This window comes from Nocardia sp. CA-084685 (assembly GCF_050955785.1).
Lineage (GTDB): Bacteria > Actinomycetota > Actinomycetes > Mycobacteriales > Mycobacteriaceae > Nocardia.
Genome location: NZ_CP192094.1, coordinates 9,301,843 through 9,325,317 on the forward strand (window position 1 = coordinate 9,301,843; position 23,475 = coordinate 9,325,317).

23 protein-coding genes are annotated in these 23,475 nt (G+C 64.9%); 15 read left to right on the plus strand and 8 right to left on the minus strand.

The annotated features are described in order from the left end of the window. Positions 1–67: 67 nt before the first annotated feature. Entirely contained in the window at positions 68–583 is a 516-nt protein-coding gene (locus tag ACQP2U_RS41080) for an EXLDI protein (protein WP_040697293.1), read from the minus strand. A gap of 202 nt (positions 584–785) precedes the next feature. Between ACQP2U_RS41080 and ACQP2U_RS41085 the strand changes: the two genes are divergently transcribed. The 7 genes from ACQP2U_RS41085 to ACQP2U_RS41115 all read left to right on the plus strand — a co-directional run bounded on the left by ACQP2U_RS41085 (position 786) and on the right by ACQP2U_RS41115 (position 6,504). Continuing rightward, positions 786–2,465: a thiamine pyrophosphate-binding protein gene (locus tag ACQP2U_RS41085; protein WP_433712539.1), complete on the plus strand. Its 1,680-nt coding sequence runs from the start codon at positions 786–788 to the stop codon at positions 2,463–2,465. Continuing rightward, positions 2,462–3,121 carry an SRPBCC family protein gene (locus ACQP2U_RS41090; protein ID WP_433712541.1) on the plus strand — a complete coding sequence of 220 codons (660 nt, stop codon included), beginning with the start codon at positions 2,462–2,464 and terminating at the stop codon, positions 3,119–3,121. Before ACQP2U_RS41085 ends, ACQP2U_RS41090 begins: the two co-directional genes overlap by 4 nt. Positions 3,122–3,130: 9 nt before the next feature. Continuing rightward, positions 3,131–4,174, plus strand: coding sequence for a 3-oxoacyl-ACP synthase III family protein (locus ACQP2U_RS41095; RefSeq protein ID WP_433712542.1), 1,044 nt, complete (start codon positions 3,131–3,133; stop codon positions 4,172–4,174). After that, positions 4,171–5,205, plus strand: coding sequence for an aminotransferase class I/II-fold pyridoxal phosphate-dependent enzyme (locus ACQP2U_RS41100; RefSeq protein ID WP_433712543.1), 1,035 nt, complete (start codon positions 4,171–4,173; stop codon positions 5,203–5,205). The genes ACQP2U_RS41095 and ACQP2U_RS41100 overlap by 4 nt, the downstream gene beginning before the upstream one ends. A gap of 231 nt (positions 5,206–5,436) precedes the next feature. Continuing rightward, on the plus strand, positions 5,437–5,847 hold the full coding sequence (locus ACQP2U_RS41105; RefSeq protein WP_433712544.1) for a cupin domain-containing protein: 411 nt from the start codon (positions 5,437–5,439) through the stop codon (positions 5,845–5,847). 100 nt (positions 5,848–5,947) lie between these two features. Next, entirely contained in the window at positions 5,948–6,136 is a 189-nt protein-coding gene (locus tag ACQP2U_RS41110; RefSeq protein WP_433712545.1) for a ribbon-helix-helix protein, CopG family, read from the plus strand. Continuing rightward, on the plus strand, positions 6,133–6,504 hold the full coding sequence (locus ACQP2U_RS41115) for a type II toxin-antitoxin system death-on-curing family toxin (protein ID WP_433712546.1): 372 nt from the start codon (positions 6,133–6,135) through the stop codon (positions 6,502–6,504). Before ACQP2U_RS41110 ends, ACQP2U_RS41115 begins: the two co-directional genes overlap by 4 nt. A 37-nt stretch (positions 6,505–6,541) precedes the next feature. On the opposite strand, the gene ACQP2U_RS41120 is transcribed toward ACQP2U_RS41115, so the two are convergent. Further along, entirely contained in the window at positions 6,542–6,949 is a 408-nt protein-coding gene (locus ACQP2U_RS41120; protein ID WP_433712547.1) for an SdpI family protein, read from the minus strand. A gap of 127 nt (positions 6,950–7,076) precedes the next feature. On the opposite strand from ACQP2U_RS41120, the gene leuS reads away from it, so the two are divergent. After that, positions 7,077–9,926, plus strand: a complete 2,850-nt coding sequence (gene leuS, locus ACQP2U_RS41125; protein ID WP_433712548.1) for a leucine--tRNA ligase — start codon at positions 7,077–7,079, stop codon at positions 9,924–9,926. Positions 9,927–10,106: 180 nt separating this feature from the next. On the opposite strand, the gene ACQP2U_RS41130 is transcribed toward leuS, so the two are convergent. The 3 genes from ACQP2U_RS41130 to ACQP2U_RS41140 all read right to left on the minus strand — a co-directional run bounded on the left by ACQP2U_RS41130 (position 10,107) and on the right by ACQP2U_RS41140 (position 11,466). Then, positions 10,107–10,436: a DNA-binding protein gene (locus tag ACQP2U_RS41130; protein WP_433712549.1), complete on the minus strand. Its 330-nt coding sequence runs from the start codon at positions 10,434–10,436 to the stop codon at positions 10,107–10,109. Between the two features lie 68 nt (positions 10,437–10,504). Continuing rightward, entirely contained in the window at positions 10,505–10,720 is a 216-nt protein-coding gene (locus ACQP2U_RS41135) for a hypothetical protein (RefSeq protein WP_433712550.1), read from the minus strand. Positions 10,721–10,770: 50 nt separating this feature from the next. Beyond that, positions 10,771–11,466 carry an SDR family oxidoreductase gene (locus ACQP2U_RS41140; RefSeq protein ID WP_433712551.1) on the minus strand — a complete coding sequence of 232 codons (696 nt, stop codon included), beginning with the start codon at positions 11,464–11,466 and terminating at the stop codon, positions 10,771–10,773. A gap of 201 nt (positions 11,467–11,667) precedes the next feature. Here ACQP2U_RS41140 and ggh point away from each other — a divergent pair, with 201 nt between their 5' ends. Both ggh and ACQP2U_RS41150 read left to right on the plus strand, forming a co-directional pair. Further along, positions 11,668–13,005, plus strand: coding sequence for a glucosylglycerate hydrolase (gene ggh / locus ACQP2U_RS41145; protein ID WP_433712552.1), 1,338 nt, complete (start codon positions 11,668–11,670; stop codon positions 13,003–13,005). Between the two features lie 108 nt (positions 13,006–13,113). Continuing rightward, entirely contained in the window at positions 13,114–13,842 is a 729-nt protein-coding gene (locus tag ACQP2U_RS41150) for a glycoside hydrolase family 25 protein (RefSeq protein ID WP_433712554.1), read from the plus strand. Between the two features lie 66 nt (positions 13,843–13,908). Here ACQP2U_RS41150 and ACQP2U_RS41155 read toward each other — a convergent pair whose 3' ends face one another. Beyond that, positions 13,909–15,981 (minus strand): PhoX family protein, encoded by a 2,073-nt coding sequence (locus ACQP2U_RS41155; protein ID WP_433712555.1) that lies wholly within the window; start codon positions 15,979–15,981, stop codon positions 13,909–13,911. 279 nt (positions 15,982–16,260) lie between these two features. Between ACQP2U_RS41155 and ACQP2U_RS41160 the strand changes: the two genes are divergently transcribed. After that, positions 16,261–16,506 (plus strand): hypothetical protein, encoded by a 246-nt coding sequence (locus ACQP2U_RS41160; RefSeq protein ID WP_397030832.1) that lies wholly within the window; start codon positions 16,261–16,263, stop codon positions 16,504–16,506. Between the two features lie 58 nt (positions 16,507–16,564). Here the strand turns inward: ACQP2U_RS41160 and ACQP2U_RS41165 are convergent, their stop codons facing one another. Next, a complete protein-coding gene (locus tag ACQP2U_RS41165) occupies positions 16,565–17,368 on the minus strand; it encodes a hypothetical protein (protein WP_433712556.1) in 804 nt (267 codons plus the stop codon). A gap of 84 nt (positions 17,369–17,452) precedes the next feature. Further along, the gene (locus ACQP2U_RS41170) at positions 17,453–17,995 is read right to left on the minus strand and encodes a lipoprotein LpqH (RefSeq protein WP_433712557.1); all 543 of its coding nucleotides are present in this window, start codon (positions 17,993–17,995) and stop codon (positions 17,453–17,455) included. A 146-nt stretch (positions 17,996–18,141) separates the two neighbouring features. On the opposite strand from ACQP2U_RS41170, the gene ACQP2U_RS41175 reads away from it, so the two are divergent. From ACQP2U_RS41175 to ACQP2U_RS41190, 4 genes are read left to right on the plus strand one after another with little or no spacing between them, the layout of a single operon-like run. Continuing rightward, the gene (locus ACQP2U_RS41175; protein ID WP_433716768.1) at positions 18,142–19,461 is read left to right on the plus strand and encodes a hypothetical protein; all 1,320 of its coding nucleotides are present in this window, start codon (positions 18,142–18,144) and stop codon (positions 19,459–19,461) included. Further along, positions 19,461–20,507, plus strand: a complete 1,047-nt coding sequence (locus tag ACQP2U_RS41180) for a hypothetical protein (protein WP_433712558.1) — start codon at positions 19,461–19,463, stop codon at positions 20,505–20,507. The genes ACQP2U_RS41175 and ACQP2U_RS41180 overlap by 1 nt, the downstream gene beginning before the upstream one ends. Further along, positions 20,507–22,042 (plus strand): tetratricopeptide repeat protein, encoded by a 1,536-nt coding sequence (locus ACQP2U_RS41185; RefSeq protein WP_433712559.1) that lies wholly within the window; start codon positions 20,507–20,509, stop codon positions 22,040–22,042. The genes ACQP2U_RS41180 and ACQP2U_RS41185 overlap by 1 nt, the downstream gene beginning before the upstream one ends. Continuing rightward, a complete protein-coding gene (locus ACQP2U_RS41190; protein WP_433712560.1) occupies positions 22,039–23,304 on the plus strand; it encodes a CHAT domain-containing protein in 1,266 nt (421 codons plus the stop codon). The genes ACQP2U_RS41185 and ACQP2U_RS41190 overlap by 4 nt, the downstream gene beginning before the upstream one ends. Positions 23,305–23,475: the final 171 nt, after the last annotated feature.

The following is a 23,475-nucleotide window of genomic DNA, read 5'->3' on the forward strand; positions in this document are numbered from 1 at the left end:
CATGAGTTATCCGCACCGCGCCCATAGACCGGTGCGGCTTGTCGGAGGTGGTATTCGGCTGGTTCGGCTAGATGTCGAGTTCCTCGACCGGCGGGCGGTCGGCGATCTGAGCCACCCGCTCGTAGAGCTTGTCCGGAATCTTTCCCTTCAGTTCACCGAGCGAATCGACGATCTCGAAAATGAAGTCGCCCCAGTCCTGGTCACCGACGCCGAGCATGCGCCGCCAGTTCGTCAGATCCTTGACCCAGTTGGTGCTCTGCGGGTATTCGTCCCAGTTCGAGTACTGGGCGTGCATGACGAATTTGCCCTTCCGACTGCGATACACCCGGACGTGTTCCATGCGCTCTTCGTTCACGTCGCGGTGCTCGCCGAGCAGCGCGCCGGAGAAGCGAACCTGGCGTACCCCGTTGTGGCCGACCCGTAGCACCACCTCGTCGTAGCCCTCCAGCCTGCCCTCTTCCAGCTCGATGAACCGCCGCAGCGCGGTGGTCACCGCCCCCGAAAGATTGCCGCCGACCAGCTCCTGCGCCCGCTGGAACAGAGGCAGATCGTCATCGGCAACGTAGATCGTCTTGTTGGGCATGAACTCACTATACGTAGATGTATACGTACACGCAAGCTGTGTCGGCTCACAAGAATCTCCCGAGCGCATTGTGCGCGGAGTACATCGTGCGCGAGGTATTGAACCGCTGAGCAATCCAACTCGTAGTTCATGTGTACGCGATGTGTGACCGCGCCCGTGCTTCGCCTCGGGCGCACAGCCGATCACTGCGAGAGGAGAACCGATGCCGAGCAGGGTCGTAGATTATCTGGTTCGAGCGGTTTCAACCCTGGGAGTGCGGCACATCTTCGGTGTCGACGGCGCGAATATCGAGGATCTATACGACGCGCTCTTCGATGCGCCCGACGACGTCGCGGGCATCATTGCCAAGCACGAGTTTTCGGCCGCGACCATGGCCGACGGCTATGCCCGCTCGACCGGCGGACTCGGTGTCGTCGCCGCCACCTCTGGCGGGGGCGCGATGAATCTCGTTGCCGGACTCGCCGAATCGTTCGCATCCCGAGTGCCGGTCTTGGCGCTGGTCGGGCAGCCGCCGACCGCGCAGGAGGGCAAAGGCGCATTCCAGGACTCCAGTGGACTCGCGGGCACCATCGATGCGGCACGGATGTTCGGCGAGATCACCCAGTACTGCGCACGGGTGGACAGCGCCGCCGATCTACCCGACAAGTTGTCCAGGGCGGTCGACGCCGCCCGACGCGGCGGACCCGCGGTCCTGCTACTGCCGAAGGACGTGCAACAGAGCGATATCGGTGATATCCCACCATTCCGATCGGCACCACAGACGCATCGACGCGATGAAAGCGGCCTGGCCCGGCTACGCGCGGCGCTGACCGCGGCCCGCACCGTCGGCAAGATCGTGATCATCGCGGGCGACCAGGTCGCGCGCGACGATGCCCGCGCCGAACTCGCTCGGCTGGCACGCACATTGGATGCGTCGGTAGGTGTCGCCCCGGATGCCAAGGACACCTACGACAATGCCGATCCGGCCTTCTGCGGTGTGGCCGGGAGCATGGGACATCCCGAGCTGTCGGCGGCACTGCGCTCGGCCACGCTGTGCCTGATCGTCGGCACACCGATGCCGATTACCGCGCGCACCGGGTTGGACGAACTGTTGGCCGACCGCACCGTCGCGCATATCGGTGTCGCCGCGCCGCATCTGTCCGCGGTCCACACCACCAGTACGGATCTCGCACGGGATCTCGCCGAACTCGCGGATGATCTCGCCGACGGCGTCGAAGACTCGAGTCATCCGTATCCTCCGCACGAACTGACACCTTTGCGGGTACCCGAGTCGACCGGTCCCGGCCTGCGTTATCGCGAATTGGTCGAGACGATCGAGGCGTTATTGCCCGAGGGCACGGATGTTTTCGCCGACGCGGGCAATACCGGGGCCGCGGTGGTGCACCATTTGCGAGTGCCGCGCGGCGGGCGATTCGTGGTCGCGCTCGGCATGGGTGGGATGGGCTATGCGTTCGGCGCCGCAATAGGTTCGGCGTTCGCACGGCATCGCGGACCATCCGGAATCAGACACACCATCGTCGTCGCGGGTGACGGCGCTTTCTACATGCACGGCATGGAATTGCACACCGCGATCGAACATCAGCTGCCGGTCGTCTTCATCGTGCTCAACAACAACGCACACGCCATGTGCGTCACGCGCGAACAGCTCTATTACCGAGACCGCTACAGCTTCAACCGGTTTCGGCCCAGCAACCTGGGCGCGGGCATCGATGCCATGTTCCCTGAACTGTCCGCCTACTCCGTCCGTACTACCGCAGAGCTGGCCATCGCACTGGGGCGATGCGTCGAATCCGACGGGCCGGCGTTCATCTCGATCGACGTCGACCCCGACGAAGTTCCACCCTTCATCCCGTTTCTCGCGACATTGGAGAACAAGCCGTGACCACAAGCGCCCTCCCTGCCCTCAGCGACATTCCGGAAGACGTAGTCCCCGGTGTGCTGCGGATCGAGAACTCCGATAAGGACGCAACCACACCGATCATCATGGACATGCTGCGATCGGTGTATCCGCACGACCAGATCTTCGGCGAATTCTGTCCGGTACAGGCGTATATCGCCGCGCCGCCGGATGAGGTGTGGGAATACCTGGCCGATGCCCGCAGCCTGGAGGAGTGGACCTACAGTCTGCGCGGGTTCGTCGAGACCGAGGAACCGGGTCTATGGCTGGCCTGGGACCGGCTCGGCCCGGAGACCAAGATCTTCACCCGCACCGTCGCGCACCGCGAGAGTATGACCGTCGACTACCACTGCGCCTGGGATCAGAGTCAGCACCTGTGGATGATCTACCTGCTGCGGGTGATCGATGCCCAGGTGGTGTTCAACAAGCCGGGTTCGGTGGTGCTGTGGGTGAACTGCCATCACCCGTTCTACGACGAAAACCCCTATCCCGAAACGGCTCCCGAGAAGCGGCCGGTGTGGGTGGGCGACTTCTGGGAGATGTTCTCCGCCGGGCATCAGCTGGAAATGGACAACCTCAAGGCGATCTGCGAATACCGTGCGGCAAACGGTCTTCCGATCAAACCCGACTGGATGAAGTGAGGCCGCACCATGAACTTCTTCAATCCGGAAGCCCCTGGACTGCCGACAGTCAGCCTTGTCGATGTGGCGAGCTATCTGCCGGGTGAACCGGTCGGCACCGAGTACTTCACCCAGTACAGCCGATCCGACCGGATGGCCAAGAACGTCATGTTCCGCTCGCCCAAGGCGCGCCACCATGTGGCCAGGGACGAGACCGCGGTGGATATGGTCGAGCGCGCCGTCGCGCCGCTGATCGAGCGCCATGGCGCACAGACGATCACCGATATCGATGTGCTGATCACACACACCCAGCTGCCGGACAATCCGGTGATGGGCTGCGGACCCGAGGTGGCCCGTCGCCTCGGGATGAAACCCGGCTTCGTCTACGACGTGCACAATGGCGGCTGTGCGGCCTTCGTGCACATGATGGCCATGGCCAGGATGATCCTGCAGACCACCGACGCCCGCACCGCGCTCATCGCGGCCACCCAGAACTGCGCGGGCCCGGTGTTCACCCAGACCGAAATCCGCAAGCTCGCCCAGGCCCCGGTACCCGGTGACGCCTGCGGTGTCGGACTGCTCGTCAAGGATGATTCCGCGCCGATCCTGGATATCGAATGCCGCACCTATCCCGAATTCGCCGGGGATATGGAGTTCTCGACCAATGGCGAGCGCAAGTATTGGGAGCCGGGCGAGGGCGAGGGCTGCGTCAGCTTCACCGAATCGAAGATCACCAAGGTGTTCGCACGCGGCAATCGGCTGGTGCCGGAGGTGGCATTGGCGGTGTGCGATCGGATCGGGGTGAAGGGCCGCGATATCGACACCTTCGTCACCAATCAGCCGAACCGGCTGTTCCTGCGCAACTGGCACGACGCACTGGAATTGCCGCCGGAGCGGCACCCGGACACCTTCGACCAGTGCGGAAATCTGTTCGCCGCGGGCATTCCGGTCACACTCGATACCGAGAATCGGGCGGGTCGGCTGCACAACGGCTCGGTGGTGCTGTTGTCGGCATTCGCGCACGCCGGTGATTTCGCCGGTGCCGCGGCCGTGCGCTGGGGTGCGGCCGGATGAGCATGCGGGTGGCCGATGAATCTCGGCCCTCGCAACAGCACCGAAGTCAGCGGACGCAGGCGCGGTTCGATCTCAGCCTGAGCGAAAATCCGTTTCCGCCATTGCCTTCGGTACTCGTGGCGGTGAACAGCGTACTGGCGCAGGCCAATCGCTATCCGGAATTCCTGCCGCGTCGGCTGCCGAGGTTGATCGCGGGGCGCGTCGGGGTGCATTCGGATCAGGTGGTCGTCGGTTCCGGTGCGACCGGGGTGGCCATGCAGATCATCCGGGCACTGACCAAGCCTGGCGATGGAATCGTCTACGGGGCACCGACTTTCGACGGTTATCCGATCATGGCGGAGATGGCCGATCTCGAGGTCGTCCCGGTGCCGCTGGATGCCGCGGGCAATCAGGATCTCTGGGCGATGACGAAGGCCATCGACCGGCGGACCGGTTTGGTGGTGGTCTGCCGTCCGCACAATCCGACCGGCACCGTGATCGCGGCCAGCGAGCTGAAGGCGTTCCTGTGCTCGGTGCCGCGCCGGGTGCCGGTCATCCTGGACGAGGCGTATGCCGAATTCCTCGGCCCCACCGATCAGGTCGACACCATCGCGCTGCTGAATCGGCACCCGAACCTGCTGGTCCTGCGCACTTTTTCGAAGGCCTACGGACTGGCCGGACTGCGCATCGGCTACACCTTCGGGCGCAGCGAGTTGGTCAGCCGCGTCCGCAGACTGCAACTGCCATTCGGAGTGAGTTCGGCGGCGGTCGCCGCGGTCGCCGCGTCCTACGCCGCCGAACCCGAATTGGCCGCGCGCATTTTGCGCATCACCACCGCGCGAGAGACCCTGCGCAGTGCGTTGCTACGCCGACACATCGCCGTGCCCCGCAGCTACGCCAACTTCCTGTACCTGCCGGGCCCCGGCGTAGCAACGGCGCTGCGCCGAGACGGCATCGCGGCCAAGGCTTACCCCGACGGCAGCGCCCGCATCGCCGTCGGAGATGCCGACGCAGACAACGCGGTCCTGAAGGCACTGGAATCACTGCGCTAGGTGGGGTTGGAGCGGCGGCGTTCGCGGAACCTGTTCCGATGCGTCGTCGCCCCACCCAAGGTGCCTGAGCATCATCCAGGTTATGGCGGTGACCTCACGATTCGATGACGAAGACGACCGAATGCCGAGCGAGGAAGTGTTCGAGGCAATACTGGCCCGCACCACCGAACAACACGCCGAATTGCTGGCGCGGCTCGAGTGATCCGATACCTGCCGGTCCACGAACTTCCCGTGATCGCGCGGTGGTTCGATGAGGTGGTGATGCGGTGGCGGGAGTTTCAAGTGAATGCGGCACCAGCGCGCGGCACCGCGAGTCGCGTGCTGTTCCGATTCACGCGGGGGCGGCGCGAGGTCGTTGTTCGCCAGACTGTCATCGAGCCCGGTGGGACCAGTGGCTGGCACTACCATGACGGCACGCTGTTCGTTCTGGTCGCCCAGGGCACCCTCGACCACCCCGGTGGCGACTGCGTTCCGGTCACCTACCGGCGCGGTCGAATCTTCCGGGAGCCCAGCGGCCCCTCCTATCCCCATGTGGCACGCAATCTCGGGACGACACCGGTGACCCTGTTCGCGCTGTACCTGAACCCGGTCGGCAGCCCGCTGTCACATCACATAGACCCGCCCGCGTGCGCCGACCGATAGCCGCTTCCCGACGTAGCAGCGGCGTTCCCAGGACCGATATGTTTCGGCCGCGCCGACGCCCAAGCCGTGGTATCTGACAGGCATCATGCAGGTTATGGCGATGACCGTGCGACTCGATGATGACGACGACCGCATGCTGACCGAGGAAGCCGCGCGCACCGGCCGCTCCAAGCAAGAGATCGCGAAGGAAGCGATACATCGGCATCGCACCGCGAATCGGGAAGTGTTCGAGGCGATGCTGGCCCGCACCATGAACCGGCACGCCGAATTGCTGGAACGGCTCGCGTGATCCGATATCTGACGGTCCACGAACTCCTACTGATCGCGCGGGCCGTGAACCGCGGTACCGACGCGATCCGGGATTACGGATTGCTCGCCTCTGCCGCCGCACGTCCGTCCACCACGGTGTTCGGCGTCGATCCGTATCCGGAATTGTTCGAAAAGGCCGCGGCATTGCTGCATTCGCTTGCTCGCAATCGTGCCCTGAACGATGGCGACAAACGCACCGCGTTCCTGGCGGCGGCCCTCATGCTCGAACGTAACGGAGTCATGCTGGCTGCCCTCCCGGACGAACAGGAGCCGATCATGATCGCCGTCGCAGTCGGGGACATGGACGTGCCGGAGATCGCCGAGCACCTCCGGAAATGGGCCGAATAGCGACGCGCACGACGGGGTCTGGTCGCGAGACCGCGTGTCAGTTGGTTGGAGCGCAGGCGTCACGCAACGAGCACGCACCGCAGGAAGAACCGCAGCCGCCGATCTCTTGGGCGGGAACCAACGGCTCGACCGCGCGAGCTGCGGCATTCGCGCCCGCGCCGAGAGTGAACAGCGCCACGGTGGCTGTCACCACCGCCACGATCAAAGCTGGGAAGCCGCCTGCGGCGAGGGCGACGAGACCGCCCGCGAAGAGCAGTGCGCCCGCGGCCACGGAGGTGGGGGCGGCGACTCGGTTGGCGATGCGGAAGGTTTCCTCGTCGTGCAGTGCCGCCTCGGTGTGCACCCCGACGAATCGGTTGCGTGGCAGCCGCCCGGTCAGTCCGAGCACGCCGGTTGCGATGGCGACCATGGCCAGCACGAACAGGGCGAGAGCGACGACGAACACGCAACGAGGCTAGCGCACCGCCGCGACGCCGAATCCAGCCCGGCCCGATTTTCGGTGCATGAGCCCGGACGTTCTACCCTGATAGGCACATCTTGACGGGGATCGGCGAGAAAAAGAAGGCAGGACCGTGGCGGACACTCGTGCAACCGAAAGCGATGTACCGGAGCACAGGTACAGCGCTGGTCTCGCCGGCCGCATCGAGCGCCGGTGGCAGCGGGCCTGGGATGAGCGCGGGACCTTCCACGCGCCGAACCCGGCTGGCCCGCTCGCGGGTGCGACCCCGGTGGACAAGTTGTTCGTCCAGGACATGTTCCCGTACCCGTCCGGCGCGGGTCTGCACGTCGGGCATCCGCTGGGCTACATCGCCACCGACGTCTTCGCGCGCTATCACCGGATGCACGGCCGCAATGTGCTGCACGCGCTCGGTTATGACGCATTCGGTCTGCCCGCCGAACAATACGCGGTGCAGACCGGCGCGCATCCGCGCCAGACCACTGAATCGAATATCGCCACCATGCAGCGTCAGCTGGACCGGTTGGGCCTCGGCCACGACCGTCGGCGCTCGTTCGCGACCACCGATCCGGAGTACTACAAGTGGACGCAGTGGATCTTCTTGCGCATTTACAACGCTTGGTACGACCAGGATTGCGAACGCGCCCGCCCGATCGCGCAACTGCGGGCACAGTTCGATTCGGGTGAGCGCCCGACGCCCGACGGCCGCGATTGGCAGGATCTGACCGCGGCCGAACGCGCCGAGGTGCTGGACTCGTATCGCCTTGTGTACCAAACCGATTCAGTGGTCAACTGGTGTCCGGGTCTGGGCACGGTGCTGTCCAATGAAGAGGTTACCGCCGACGGTCGCAGTGAGCGCGGCAACTTCCCGGTCTTCCGGAAGCGGCTGTGGCAGTGGATGATGCGTATCACCGCCTATTCCGACCGACTGGTCGACGATCTGGACCGTCTGGACTGGCCGGAAAACGTCAAGGCCATGCAGCGCAACTGGATCGGACGATCCCGTGGCGCACAGGTGAAATTCGACGCCGACGGTCAGCGGATCGAGGTCTTCACGACCCGGCCGGACACCCTGTTCGGCTCCACGTATGTGGTGCTGGCTCCCGAGCACGAGCTGGTAGACCGGCTGACCGCGGATGCCTGGCCCACGGGCGTCGATCCACGCTGGACCTTCGAGGACGCCGGTGACCCTCGGGAAGCCGTTGCCGGATACCGCAAGGCGATCGCGGCCAAATCGGATCTGGAACGTCAGGAGAACAAGGAGAAGTCCGGCGTCTTCTTGGGCTCCTATGCGACGAACCCGGTGAACGGTGCGCAGGTGCCGATCTTCATCGCCGACTACGTGTTGGCCGGTTACGGCACCGGCGCGATCATGGCAGTGCCCGGACACGATCAACGCGACTGGGAATTCGCCTCGGTCTTCGGCCTGCCGATCGTGGAAGTCATTTCCGGCGGGGATATTTCGGTTGCGGCCTACACCGGTGACGGCGCGCTGGTGAACTCCGATTATCTGAACGGGCTGTCCGTCGAGGAGGCCAAGGCCACGGTGATCGCCCGGCTGGAGGCCGACGGCCACGGCAAGGGCACGGTCCAGTACAAGCTGCGCGACTGGCTGTTCGCCCGCCAGCGCTACTGGGGTGAACCGTTCCCGATCGTCTACGACGAGGACGGCGCACCGCACGCACTGCCGGAATCCATGCTGCCGGTCGAACTTCCGGAGCTGGACGATTTCGCACCGGTCACCTTCGATCCGAACGACGCCGACTCCGAACCGTCACCCCCGCTGGCCAAGGCCACCGACTGGGTGAATGTCGAACTGGATCTGGGCGATGGCCCCAAGCAGTACCGTCGCGATACCAACGTCATGCCGAACTGGGCGGGCAGCTCCTGGTACCAGCTGCGGTATGCGGACCCGACGAATGCCGACGCGTTCTGCGCCAAGGAGAACGAGCAGTACTGGCTGGGACCGCGCACCGCGGAGCACGGCGTGCACGATCCAGGCGGCGTCGATCTGTACGTCGGCGGTGTCGAACATGCGGTGCTGCACCTGCTGTACTCGCGGTTCTGGCAGAAGGTGCTGTTCGATCTCGGTGATGTGAGCAGTTCCGAGCCGTACCGTCGCCTGTTCAACCAGGGCTACATCCAGGCGCATGCCTACACCGACGCGCGCGGTGCGTACCTGCCCGCCGCCGAGATCATCGAGCGCGACGGCAAGCACTACTTCCCCGATCCCACGACCGGCATCGAGATCGAGGCGTTCCAGGAGTACGGCAAGATCGGCAAGTCGCTGAAGAACGCCATCTCGCCGGACGAGATGTGCGATATGTACGGCGCCGACACTTTCCGCTTCTACGAAATGTCGATGGGTCCGCTGGATACCTCGCGGCCGTGGGCGACCAAGGATGTCGTCGGCGCGCACCGGTTCCTGCAGCGAGTGTGGCGACTGGTCGTCGATGAGGAATCCGGCACGATCCGGGTCACCGATGCGGCGCCGTCGCAGGAGACGCTGCGTCTGCTGCACAAGACGATCGCGGGTGTGGACGACGATTACGCCGCACTGCGCGATAACACCGCGGGCGCCAAGCTGATCGAACTGACCAACCATTTGACCAAGAGCTATCCCGCCGGTGCGCCGCGCGAGGTGGTGGAGCCGCTGGTGCTGATGCTGGCGCCGATGGCACCGCATATCGCCGAGGAACTGTGGGAACGGTTGGGGCACAAGGAATCCCTGGCGCACGGCCCGTTCCCGGTGGCGGATCCGGCACTGCTGGTCGATGAGTCGGTGGAGTACCCGATTCAGGTGAACGGCAAGGTGCGCAGCCGAATTCAGGTGCCCGCCGACGCCGATAACGCGACCATCGAGGCAACCGCGCTGGCCGATGAAAAGATCGCCGCCGCACTCGCCGGAAATCCGCCGCGCAAACTGATCGTAGTGCCAGGACGACTCGTCAACATCGTCGCCTAACGCACCTCCCGCGCACGGATTCGCACGCCGCGCACCCATCGCGCGCCACGCACCCCATCGCGCGCCACGCACCGATTCGCCGGGTTATTTCGTGCGTGGCGGGCGAAGTCGTGCGCGGCGGCACGGGCGTGGGGCGTGGGGCGTGGGGCGGGGCCGATGATGATTGGCTGCGGGTAGTGGCTATACCGCGATCATTCGGACGCGGTTACCACACAGGCGCCGCATGTCGTCTATATCGGATGTCACCATGGCGACCGGACCGGGTTGGCGCAGCGCCATTTCGGCGACAGTCGCATCTATGGCGTGCTTGTGGCCGTGCAGTCCCGCCTGTTTCAGGAGTGCGGCGGCCGCCGCGGCGGCGGCCTGGTCTACCGGCTCGACTCGCACTCGGGATAATGTCCATCGCAATCGAGGCATGTTCACCTTCGCGTGGCTGACCTCGACAATCGTGTTGGCTCCGACCACTAGATCCGCGCCCATCTGATGCAGAACCTGCATCTTCGCCCGCATCCCGCGATCCCCCCGAACCTAAAGGGCAATTCCTCGACTGTCGAATACGACGGTCTCGAAGCGTTCGATCACGCAGCGCTGGTCCCCGCGTCGCCGCCGAAGATTTCCTCGCGAGCTTTGGCGAGCTCTTCGTCGGTGAAGGCACCGTGCTCCTCCTGATACCCGCGCAGATCATCCGCGAGTAGCTCGTGTCGGAGTTGGCGCGCTACCGCCGCCGCGATATAGCCGGAGACGTTGTCGGTCCGCTGACGCGACTCCGCCACCTGCTCAGCTGGCAGGGTCACGGTGATCCTCCGGGTCGACGACACGACCCAACATACCGCGATATGCAGGGTCAGAACGGCCGCAGCACGATCTCGGTCGGATGGCCGTCGCGCGGTGTGTCGATGGCCGAGCGCACGGTTCCCGCGACCGTCTCCGGGCTGAGGAATTCCTGCGCGCGATACTCGCGACCCTCACTCGCGATGATCTCGCGCTGCATATCGGTATCGATGCGGCCGGGATGGATCGAGGTGACCCGCAGTGTCGGCTCCTCCAACCGCAGCGCGTCACCGAATGCGCGCAAACCGAACTTGCTCGCCGCGTAGGAGGCCCAACCCGCATTCGCCCGCAATCCGGCACCCGAATTGATCAGCACCACATGCCCATTGACCGCACGCAGCGCGGGCAGCAGCAGTCTGGTCAGCTCTGCGACGGCAATTACGTTGGCTTCCAAAGTATTTCGCCACTGCTGCACCGAGGAATCGGCGATCGAACCAAGGTCGGCGATACCGGCGTTGTGTACCAATACATCGAGGCGCTGAATTGATGAAACCGCTTCCGCCACTGCGGAATAGTCGGTCAACTCGACCGGCCATCCGGTGGCGCCGGGCAGTTCGCCTAATATCGCGCGCAGCGCCTCGGCCGAGCGGGCGCCGAGCAACAGATCGTGGGTCGATGCCAGTTCGCGTGCGATCGCGGCGCCGAGCCCTCGGCTGGCGCCGGTGATCAGCGCGGTCGGCTTCGGTGTGCTGGTCACGGCGGAGGTCATGGCAGTCACCGTATCGGCCGCCGAAACGGGCCGTAGCGACACCCGCGCGCGGCGATGGATGCATAAAGCGAATAAATGGAATTCACGGACGGGGCATGCAGAGTGAGATCCGGCGCACAACAGCTGGCCACCGGGGCGCACCAGGACGAGACACGAGTCACTGAGCGGGCATACTTGCGGGTGTCATCGCAAAATAGGGGGATGGCACACCCAGGTTTCACCCCAACACAGCTCGCGGCCCGCGCCGCCTACCTGCTACGGGGTAATGATCTGGGCACCATGACCAGTGCCGCGCCCCGGCTATATCCGCATATGTGGAGTTGGGACGCCGCCTTCGTCGCGGTGGGTCTCGCCCCGTTGAGCGTCGAGCGCGCGGTCATCGAACTGGATACCTTGCTATCGGCGCAGTGGAAGAACGGGATGATCCCGCACATCGTCTTCGCCAATGGTGTGGACGGTTACTTCCCCGGCCCGGCCCGCTGGGAGTGCAAGAAGCTGGCCGCCAATGCCCCCGACGGTCCGGACACCTCCGGAATCACCCAGCCGCCGGTGCACGCTATCGCGGTGCAGCGCATCCTCGACCATTCCCGCCGCCACGGTCGCAGCACCAGGGCGGTGGCCGAGGAGTTCCTGAATCGGCGCTGGCCGGATCTGGTGCGCTGGCATCGCTGGCTGGCCCATGCCCGCGATCCCAAGGAGAGCGGACGGATCACGCTGTATCACGGCTGGGAATCCGGGATGGACAATTCGCCGCGCTGGGATCGGGCCTATGCGAATGTGGTGCCCGGCGACCTGCCGCCGTATGAGCGTGAGGATCTGCTGGTCGTCTCCGATCCCTCGCAGCGGCCGAGCGATCGCGAATACGACCGCTATCTGTGGCTGGTCGAGCAGATGCGCCGCGCCGGATACGACGACTACCAGCTCGCATCGACCATGAGCTTCGCGGTGGAGGATGTCTTCGTCACGGCCATCTTCGCGCTGGCGTGTGAGGTTCTCGCCAATATCGGCGAGGAGTACAAGCAGCCCCATGCCGACGTCCGTGAACTGTATTCATGGGCGGAGCGCTTCCGCGCGGGAGTGGTCGCGACCACCGATGCCCGCACTGGTGCGGCCAGGGATTTCGACGTGCGGCTCGAGCGCTGGATCAATACCGAAACCCTCTCGATGTTCGCTCCACTGCTGTGCGGCGGTCTGCCCCGCGATACCGAACGCAGCCTGTTGCGCCTGTTCGAGGGCCCGCGCTTCTGTGGCCACCCGGATCTGCGCTATGCCCTGCCGCCGTCCACCTCGCCGGTCTCCAAGGACTTCCGCTCCCGCGAATACTGGCGGGGCCCGGTCTGGCCGGTGATGAGCTGGCTGTTCTCCTGGGTCTTCGCCCGCCGTGGCTGGGCCGAACGCTCCTTCATGCTGCGCGCCGAAGGTCTGCGCCAAGCCAGCGACGGCAGCTTCGCCGAATACTACGAACCCTTCACCGGCGAACCCCTGGGCAGCATGCAGCAGTCCTGGACCGCGGCCTCGGTCCTGGACTGGCTCGGCTGACACATCCCGCTGATATGGGCACCCAAGCCGGACAACGAGTGAATACTGCGCAACTGTCACAGATGTAACTCTGGTCACATTGCATAGTTGTCGCTATCGTCGAAAAGCATGGATAGCACTCGTTGGAGATCCACTCGCGCTGTGGCGTTGTCCGCGATCACGGTGGGCAGCATCCTGACGGCTACCTCGGCGGGCACTTCGGTGGCCGAGCCGAGCGGGCCCGACGTGTCATCGTGGCAGCATGTCGACGGCCGGTTCATCGACTGGTTCGCGGTACGTGCGGCAGGTCACGCTTTCGCCATGGTGAAGGCGACGGAGGGCGTGAATTACATCAACCCCTATTTCGTGCCGGACAGCCTGCTGATGCGGGCGGCGGGGGTCGCGCGTGGGACGTATCACTACGCGCGACCGAACCTGCCGCCCGAGCCGCAGGCGGCGCTGTACGCGACGGTCGTGCTCGGACAGAACGGGCCGCTGGATCTGCCGCCGGTGCTGGATCTGGAGAATGCGGGCGGACTCGATCCGGCCAGGCTGATCGACTGGACGCATCGGTATCTGAATACCGTGCGGGCACTGACCGGACGGGTGCCGATCATCTACACCTATCCGAATTTCTGGAAGACGGCCATGGCGAATACGAATGAATTCACCAGATATCCGCTGTGGATCGCCGACTATCGCGGCAACGAGCAACCCGAAGTACCCGGCGGCTGGCCGGCCTGGACGTTCTGGCAGACCACCGACAGCGGCCGCATTCCCGGTATCGCGGGCGGCACCGATGTCAACCTGTACAGCGGCGCCCAAGGTGATTTCGCGCGTTACGCCAATATGGGCTGAACAGCACGAAACCGCTACTCCCTGCAGGTTCGAGTAGCGGTTTCGTGTGTTGCGCGGAGGAATCGACTAGGTGCCGATTCGCCCGCCGCCCTTCTTCCACACCGAGACAACGGCGGGTCTGGGCAGACTATCGCCACCATCGGGCCAATGCGAGGCGGGCTTTTCCGCGGTCGCGTCATCGCGCTCGCCCGGATGCTGGACGCATACGGTGACCCGCTGCTCCGATACGGTCGGACCACAGGTCTCCGCACCGAACGGGACGGTGAGGAACTGTTTGGTCGCACCGCGATTCGGCCCGTCGAGCACCACTGAGAACAGTCCGTCATTGGCGCCGTTGGCGCGTGAGGCATCGGTGGAGATCCACAGATTGCCGTAATCGTCGAAGGCAAGATTATCCGGTGCCGCGATCGGGCTGACCTTGGCCTTGTCGAAACCGGCGAAGTAGGTGTCGGTGGTCTTCGGATCACCGCACAGCATGAGGATATTCCAGGTGAATGTGGTGCCCGCATGATCGTCGTCGAGTTCGAGCACCTGCCCGAATTTATTGATATTGCGGGGATTCGCCTCGTCGATGGCGGGCTTGCCCGGCGCGCCGCGCTGCTCGTTGTAGGTCAGCGCGACATAGACCTTGCCGGACTTGGGATTCGCCTCGAAATCCTCGGGGCGGTCCATCTTGGTAGCGCCGACCTTATCGGCGGCCAACCGGGTGAATACCGAAACCTCTTCGGCGGTGAAGCCGTCCACCTTCGAGGTGGCCTTGCCGTCTTCACCGGTGACCAGCAGCGGAATCCAATGGCCGGTACCGGTGAAGCCCTTATCCGAGGGCACTGTGCCATTGCCGTCGATCTTGTCGGGGTGATCGCCGGTGAATTTCGCGACGTAGAGCGTGCCCGCGTCCAGAATCGTCAGGTTGTGCCGCATGCTCGCCTGGCCGTTGCCGGACTGCACCTTTCGCGACGAGACGAACTTGTACATGTAGTCGAAGCGCTCGTCATCACCCATATAGGCGACGACGGTGCCGTCCTCGGCGACATGAATGGTCGCCGCCTCGTGCTTGAACCGGCCGAGCGCGGTGTGCTTGATCGGCGCGGCCGAGGCATCCCACGGATTCACCTCGATGACCCAGCCGAATCGGTTGGCCTCATTGGGTTCCTTCGCCAGATCGAAGCGCGCCTCGTGCCGCTCCCATTTGCGCTCGGAAGCACCGTTCGGAAAGCCGTAACGCTTGAATCTCACCTTGGCGGCCTCGTCGGTGACCTTATCGCCGTTGGCGAAGTACTGGTTGATGTTTTCTTCACCGGAAAGCACTGTGCCCCACGGGGTGAGGCCACCCGAGCAGTTGTTCAGGGTGCCGAGCACCTTGGCACCGGACGGGTCGGCGCTCGTCTTCAGGAAGGCGCTGCCCGCGGCGGGGCCGGTGACCGTGAACTCGGTGGTGCCGGTAATGCGACGGTTGTACTTGCCGAATTCCGGTGTCAGCTTGCCGGTTCCGGATTCGCCCTTGACCTGGACCACCGAAAGACCGTGTGCGGCAATGGCGGTCTGGTAATGCTCGAGTGCGGGCTCTTCCTTGTTGTAGCCCTTGAACATCTGCGGTTCGGTGGTGTACTCGTGATTCACCACCAGCAGGTAGGTATTCGCCTGGCCTTCGATGGGCAGGATCGCGGCGAAGTCGTTGTTGAAGCCGAACTGCTTGGCCTGTGCGGCCGCGGACTGGGCGTTCGCGTCGAACTTCGGCGCGTCGGCGAATAGCGGATCACCCCAGCGAATCACGACATTGTGTTCGTAACCCACCGGAATGACCAGTGCGTCATCGGAGTTCGCCGCGACCGGTTCGAAGTTGGTGCCCACCGGCACACCGTCGACCAGCGAGCCGCCCGCCGCCAATTCGACCTTGTCGTCATCACCGCAGGCTGCGAGCACACCGGCCGCGCCGACCGCGACCACGACCCCCGCACCGCCCTTCAACATGCCACGCCGCGTCACCGCGGCACGCACCATATCGCCGAAGTATTCGTTCGCGGAGGTGTTCGGCACCTCGTGGAAGCAGGCGTTACCGCATTTGTACTGACAGGTGATGGCTGAGCGCTTCGGCTGGCCGTCCCGCTTCACGAACAGGGCGAGGGGCTTCGATGTCACGACGAACTCCTGACTTTTGCTGACGGGCGCACGCTAAGCCTCTCAGGCAATCCGCAGGAGACAGTCAGATGAACGTCCGACCAATTAGGCCACCCTCATATGCGAAACGACCGGAAAGCGTGCCTCCGCTATCCGCGTACTGACCGGGCATCACCCGCTTTTACCTGGTTAAATAGTCGTCATTTCGCCCTAGTCGCATATCGCGCTACTCATGCGCAACTCTCCTTCCAGGAGGAGTATCGGTACTAGCGACATGAGTGCCGATTCAGGAGTAGTGCGATGTCCTTATCCAGAGGAAGATCCCAGCTCACCCCGCAGGCGCTGGACTATCTCGATTCGATTCTCGCGGGCGCGGTGGACGAGGCCCGCGCCGTACTCGTCGACCACGACGGCACGGGTGAACCGGGCGACGGTGGCTGCAACAGGTGTACCCATCCCACCTGTGTCGGCTTCATCCCAGGCGGCGGCGGGCTCTGCAAGCGCCCCACCTGCCAGCACAGCTTCTTCAGCCACCGCGTCTTCTGACGCACAAACAAATGTCGCTCCCGTTCCTTGTGAACGAGAGCAACATTGGGCACCGGGGCTACGCATTGACTTGCAGTGCGATCACGACCTCTTGTTCGTTTTCCGGCAGATAGTGGACCTGGATGATGCGACCGACCTGCACCTGAGCCACGCTGGCGGGTGGCAGGAATTTGTCCACACTTGTGGTGAAAGTCGTTCCATCGGGCCGGGTCACCACCAGGCCGAGCTCGATCTTGGAATACCCGTTGCGAATTTCGCCTGGCACCGACAGCGATCGCACGACGGCCTGCGCGGTAATGCCGCGCGCGGCGATATCGAGTTTGGCCTCGGTGGTGAAGCCCTTTCGGATCATGGATTCGTTCATGGCGCGCTGAGCTGCCGACATATCGCCGGACCGATCGACCTCGACCTTGTCGGTGCGATCCGGCAGATAACGCACGGGCAGCACGACACCGGGCTGCAGCAGGGCGAGTTCGGTGAGCGGAACGATCATTTTGGCGTGCGAGTCGAAGATCTTGCCGTCGACGCCCTCGACGCTGAAGTCGATGCGGATCTGCGGCTGGTCATTGACGGTCAGACCGGTCTGCCGGAAGGACTTGATGGTGCCGATGCCGACCAGACCATCGCGGAAGGCCGAGCTGTTATTGCCGGTGAAGGCGGCCAGGATGCCCTCGCCGGTGAAGGCGAAGACGATCGGGACGATGGTCAGGGCGATGATCGGGAGCGCCATCTGCGGTCCGACCCAGGCGAGCGTGCCGTCGTCGAAGGGGCCGTAGCTGGTGTAGGTGAGACCGTGCCAGAGGTAGTAACCGATGGAGAGGACGAGGAAGGCGGCGGCGAGCGAGCGGGCGATGTTTTTCATGGTTTTCCTTGTGTGTGCGGAAGTTCGGCCCGCTCACGCCCCACATCGAAGGGGCGTGAGCGGGAAGGGTCATGCTGGTGCGGGTCAGCCGCCGACCACGGTCGAGCAGGCGAAGGTGATGTCGAATTTCGAGCTCTTCGGGCTCGCGGTCGGATTGGTGAGGTCGGGTGCGCCGACTCCTTCACCGGTGACCTTGTAGGTGTTGCCGTCTTTGACGACCTTGGCCGAACCGCCGGGCATACCGTTGCCGAAGCCGAGGGCGTAGGGCAGGCCGTTCGCGCCGCCCTTGCTGCCCGCGACCGCGACGGCTTGGACGTTGTCGGTGCCGGTGATCGAGGCGCTCACGCTCAGGGTGCCGTAGGTGGCGTTACCGGTGTCGCTGAGCGCGAGAGCGAGGGTGTCACCCTGCTTGGCGCAGGTGGTCTCGAACTTGCCGTCGAGCGCCCTGCCGTCGACCGAGGCGCTGGACTTGCCCGATGCCGGCGCCGTGGCGGCCGAGGTGCCCGGCTTGGCCGAGGTGGTCGGCGAGCTGCCCGAGTCGTCGCTGCATCCGGTGACGAAGAGGGCCAGAACGGCGGCCGAGGCGGTGAGAGCGGCGGCGGAGATGCGGACCGGCTTGCTGTTCATGATCTGTTCCTTTTGCTTCGTTCGGCTCCAGTGTTGGGCCGATACGAGAAAGGTAGGAATCGAACGCGCCCTACCGATCCCAGGTTTTTCGCAGTCTGAAACACGCGAAGTTCCGTTAACCTGGTCGAATGCGACGGCCGCGCGCGATGGTGCTGGACGAGGTTTGGCGCCGGCTCGATGGCGTCGAACCGCTCAGTGGACCCCATGGTGGTCCGCTGCGACGGACCGTGAAGCTCATCCTGGATCCGCTGGTCATCCGCCCTGTGCAGAATCCACTGTGTGCGGGCCCGATCCTCACCGCCGACGGTGCGGTTCTGCTCGCCACCCGCATCCATGCCGCCGCCGATGTGCTCCGCGCGACAGCGGCGTGGTTTTCGCTGCTGAAACAGGTCCGGCGGGCGCTGCGGATCACCGAGGGCAATCCGCAGGATCTGTATTTCCAGCGTGCCTTCGAACTCGCCACCACATCGGGTATGCCGGATCCGGACCGGGACCGAGCCAGCGCCGAGGCGACACTGCGCGATGTCCACGAATTCGCGGCCGGACGGACGACGCAAGCGCTCAAGGAGTACATCACCGCGGGCGCGCGGACCGCCGAACTCGGGTCGTTGATCGATATCGCATGGAGCCGGCATCCGGTGGGCGCGCCGACCGGCGAGCACGCCGAACTGTTCGCGGCGCTGCTCGATGCGGCCGCGGCTCGCGACGGTCGCAGCGCCGAGGGGCAGCAGACATTCGATCAGCTGATCGCCGGCCACGCCGGGACGCACGGGGGAATCCGACTATGGAACACCAGTTTCGAGCCGACCGCACATCAGCTCGGGCTCACCGCGGTCCCTGTTCCGCAGCCACCGGCGCTCGGCAGGTCGGCCTCGAAGGCAAGTCTCGGCCTACCGTTCGATCGCACCATCTACGAGCGCGTATTCACCGTGCTCCAGGCGTCGAGTGAACGGGCCGAACTGCCGCCCATTCCGGAATTGGTGACTACCGAGATCGCCCGAAGTTGTTCGCCCTGGGCACTTTTGGATGAATCACTGCGGGTCGCCGCGACGGCGGGGGCCGCGCTCGCGCTCGGGTTGCGGCCGATCGCGTTGCACGGCGCGCAGTCGGCGGCGACCGAAACGGCGGCGCATCGGGTGATCAATAATCGCTGGCAGCGCGAGGCTTACGTCCTGCAGGCGCGGCGGCTCGCGGTGCGCGCCGATATCGAAATGCCGACTGGCCCATTGGCGGCGATCGCGAACGAGCTGCGCACACCGTGGCGGCCCTATCTGCGACGACTGTGGGTTCGCCTGCACGGACGCGATGTCAGGGAGTTCGGCGTCTACGAGCCGGATGAGCTGTGGGATCTGCTCGATGGTGTGGCGCGCTCGGTCATGCTGGACCATCGCATGCGGGTCAAACAGGCGTTGAGTGTGAGTTCCCTGGTCACCGAGCCGGACCCGGCGGAATCGAGGGCGAGCTGATGAGCGCGACCGTGCGGATCGGACCGGCCGGAGGTGGGATCTGGATCGTCGCGCCCGACGGGGCGCCGACGGTGTTGGACGACGCCGCAGCGATAGATGTGATGGTGCTGGAGGTGGTCGGCGGTCACCTGTCCTGGAGTCTGCTTGCCGGGCAGACGATTCCGGCCGCGGTGATCGATGATGTCGGACTCGCCCAGGATTGGTTGTGGGCGGTGTACGGCGAGCGGATTGCCGTTGCCATTGCCGACTCCGAGAGCGGCGAAACCGAATTCACCGACGTGGCCGAACCCGCCGTGCCGGATCTGGTGGCCGCGGCGTGGCGGCTCGGGTTCGCGTATTGGGCCGCGCGATGGTGGCCCGCATCGACGATAGATGGCATCACCGCGCTCGACGATCGGCTGCTGGACCAGGAGATCACGACACTGCGCGCGGAGTGCGAACCGCTCATCGGCGATGACGAGCCGGCACCGGACGATGAGCCGATTTCGACCGATATCGCCGCCGATGACGAAATATCCGCCCGCGCCGAAGATTACGCGCTAGCGGCCGGTGGCGCCCCGCACCGTCCTGCCGGGGCGCTTTCGCTGGGACGCGGCACCGTCGGATGGGATTGGCGACGGTGCCCGCCCGGTCTCATCGATGCGTCCGAGCGTGCGGTGTCCTGGGAATCGACACGGGATTCGGGCACCACGACGGTCCGCGTGACCGCCGTGGCCGCGCCCCAATTGTCTTCGGCCGCACCGGCACACCTGCACCCGCGGGCACTGATCACCACACCGGTCGGCACTGCCGAGGCCGAGTTGGATCTGGTCGGCGATCTGTGGACCGGCGCGACCATCACCACGTCGGATTCCGTTTCGGCGGTGGATGTCTATGTGCCGGGTGTCGGTGCGCCCGGCGCACCCGAGTTGGGTGGTCCCGAGATCCGGCAACAGATACGTGAGCTCGCGACCGCACGACTGCGCCGGGCCACTGCCGCCGACGATGCCGTCGATGCGCCCCTGCTCGCCGAAATCGCCGCCGCCGCCTCGGATTCGGACTTCTGATGTCCGCCGATGACGGTCGCGAGCGACTAGCCGAAGGAGCGGCCGCCTATCAGCGCGGCGATGTCGTCGAGGCGAGACGGCTGTTCGAGGAAATCGCCCGGACGAGCGCCAACGGACTGCGGGTCAGTGCGCTGGTCAATGCCGCCAGCATGAGCGATGAACTCGGCGATCATGCCGGGGCGATCGTCATGTTCGGCGAGGCGCTCGCACAAATGCCCGCGGACGCGATCGAAAAGCGGGCCGCCGCACTGATCAACCTCTCGCAGGCGTTGCAGCATATCGGCGATCTCGATGGTGCACAGCAGGCGCTGGAACAGGCGCGGGCGCTACTCACCGAACACAATGACGAGAGCATGCAGCGCGTGGCCTGCCTGCTATCGCTGACAGCGGTGGCGTTTCATCGCCAGAGCTGGGCCTACGCCATCGAACTCGCCACCGAATCATTGGATGCGGCAGTGCGTTTCGCGCCGCACCTGGCCGGACATCCGCTCTCGACGCTCGGCGGTATCTACTTCGAGACCGGACGGCGCGAACTCGCCGTCGACTTCATGGGCCAAGCCCTGGCGGCCTTCGATGCCGCCGGTGATCGCAATGCCGTCGCCGAGACGCAACAGAATCTGGCCGTCATGTACGTCAGGTTGGATCGGTTCGATGAGGCGGAGCAGCCGCTACGGTCCAGCCAAGAGTACTTCGAGCGCGCTGAACTCGGGTATCGGGCGGGCGTCGGGCTGAAGACCATGGGATTTCTCGCCGAGGGCAGTGGCGATATCGCTGCGGCGCATCAACTCTATCGCCGCAGCCTCGACTATTTCCAGGATACCGGTGCGGTGCTCGATGCCGCCGATGTACGAGTGCGCCTGGCGACCCTGGCGTACTCGAACGGGCAATACGACCAGGGTGAAGCCCTCATCGGCGAAGCGTTCGGCGCCTATGCCGAGCGCGGTCTCGGATTGCACTGTGCCCACATCGATTTCTGGCATGCGGCGCTGTTGGAGCCGGTCATCGAGGCGGCCGAAGCGCCGGATGCCGAGCTATTGGGGCGCGCGGTCGAACTCGCGGTGGCGTCGGCGCTGGCCATCGATGCCGTGCGATACACCCTGCCCAATGGCCATCAACGCGAGAAATGGAATCGCCAGATCGCCGATCCGGCAATGCGGATGGCCTTTCGGTTCGCCTATCTGTCGGGCAATGGTCCGCTGATCGTGGATCTCATCGAAACACAATGCGCGGGTACGACATTGGATATCGCCCGAACCGCGGTCGCTGCGCCGCCGCGACTACCGCTCGAACTATTCGATCCATCAGTGGAGGTGGCGCAACCGGCGGTGCAGGTCGGGACCGGGCCGCAGAGTGGGTCGGCACCACAGCTGGGTACGGCGCTGGCCTCGGTCGCCGCGAGCGTCGGACTGCCGGTGGTACCGCCGCCTCGGGTGGCCGTCGCGCCGGACGGACATATCGCATTAGCGGCGTTTATCGAGGCCGCCGAGCGGCGGTATGGACATCCGGTGCGCGATAGCCGGGTGCTGCCCGCATGACCGCCTCGGAACAACCGACCGTCATTGTGCGGATGGCGGATGCTAAGGATCTGTACATGTCGTGGCGCTGGGTACGCAATGAATACGCCCAGGGCGCGAGCATGCTGCCCGGGGATGCGATCACCGAGGCGGTCGAGCAGTTCGCGCAGGCGCTGCCGAATCCGTCGGTGCCCGGCGGACTCGAACATGCCATGACCACCGGCGCATTCGCCTCGTATGACGAGGAATATCTTGTCGCGCAGTTACTTTCGCGCGCACTTCTGCCTTATGGCCTCGCCACACAGTTGTACGACCTGCACGTACGCGGTGTGCGCCCACATATTCGGCTGCAGCCCTCGCCCCGGGTAGCTCAGGTCCCCTGGGAGATCATCGCTCCCGATCCCGAGCTGCGCCTGGTGGATATCGCCGATGTCAGCCTGCTCGCTCCGGCCAGCATTGTGCACGGTCCGGACCGCTCGGCACGCGCTTGGTCCGAGACGAGTTCTCTGCCAGTGGTGGCGGTACTGGACCCACGCGTGCCCGGCTTCCGTGCGGATTCCGCACTCGGGTCCGTTCTCGGCCGGATGGACCCGAAAGCCCCACTGGCTCAGCGGGTTGCCTCGTATTCCAGCCGAGGCAGACTACTGCCCGCCGTCGATGATCCGATCGACGCATTCCGCCGCACGGATATCGATCGAAGCTGGTTGAGCGAAGCGCTGCGCGGGGGCGCCAGCCGCCTGACCTATGTTGGGCATGTAACCGCGGCCGCCCCCGAATCCGGCCAAAGCGAAGCATCCGAACTACATCTCGCCTGTGATTCCGACTCCATCGGCTTCGCCACCCCCACCCGAGCCCACCGTCCCCTTTCGGCCAAGGACCTACTGCTGGGCACCCACACCCTCACCACGGAACCCGTTGCCGGACCCCAACTCTGGCCCATTCCGAGTCGAGTCGCCCTGATCGCCTGCGAAAGCGGCGGCGATATGCGCTTCAGTGAGGCACTCGGTCTGGTCGCCGCCATGATCAACGGCGGCGCCGAACTGGTCACGGCCAGCCGCTGGCCCCTCCCTACCGACCTGGCCTTCCAACGCCTGGCCGGTGCACCCCCCGAAGCCCGCCCGCTCCAAGACGCCATCTGCGCCATCGACACCGCCCACGAGCACCCCGATCCGGTAACAGCCCTCGCCGCCTGGCAGCGATCTCGCCTTACCGCCTGGCGCACCACTCACGCCATCGAACACTCCCCCCTCCTCTGGTCCGCCTTCGCCACCGTCCGCACCTGACCGTTCGGCAGCGGTAGGCACCGGATCGCTTCGCCACGACGCAGACGCCCTTCTGGCTTTCGCCGAACTCGACATTGCTGGCCCTCGTCGAGGGACTTGAAGCCGGAGTTCATCGGCGATGAGCTGGCCCCGACACGCAAAAAAATCTATAGCGACAACTGTAGACATATG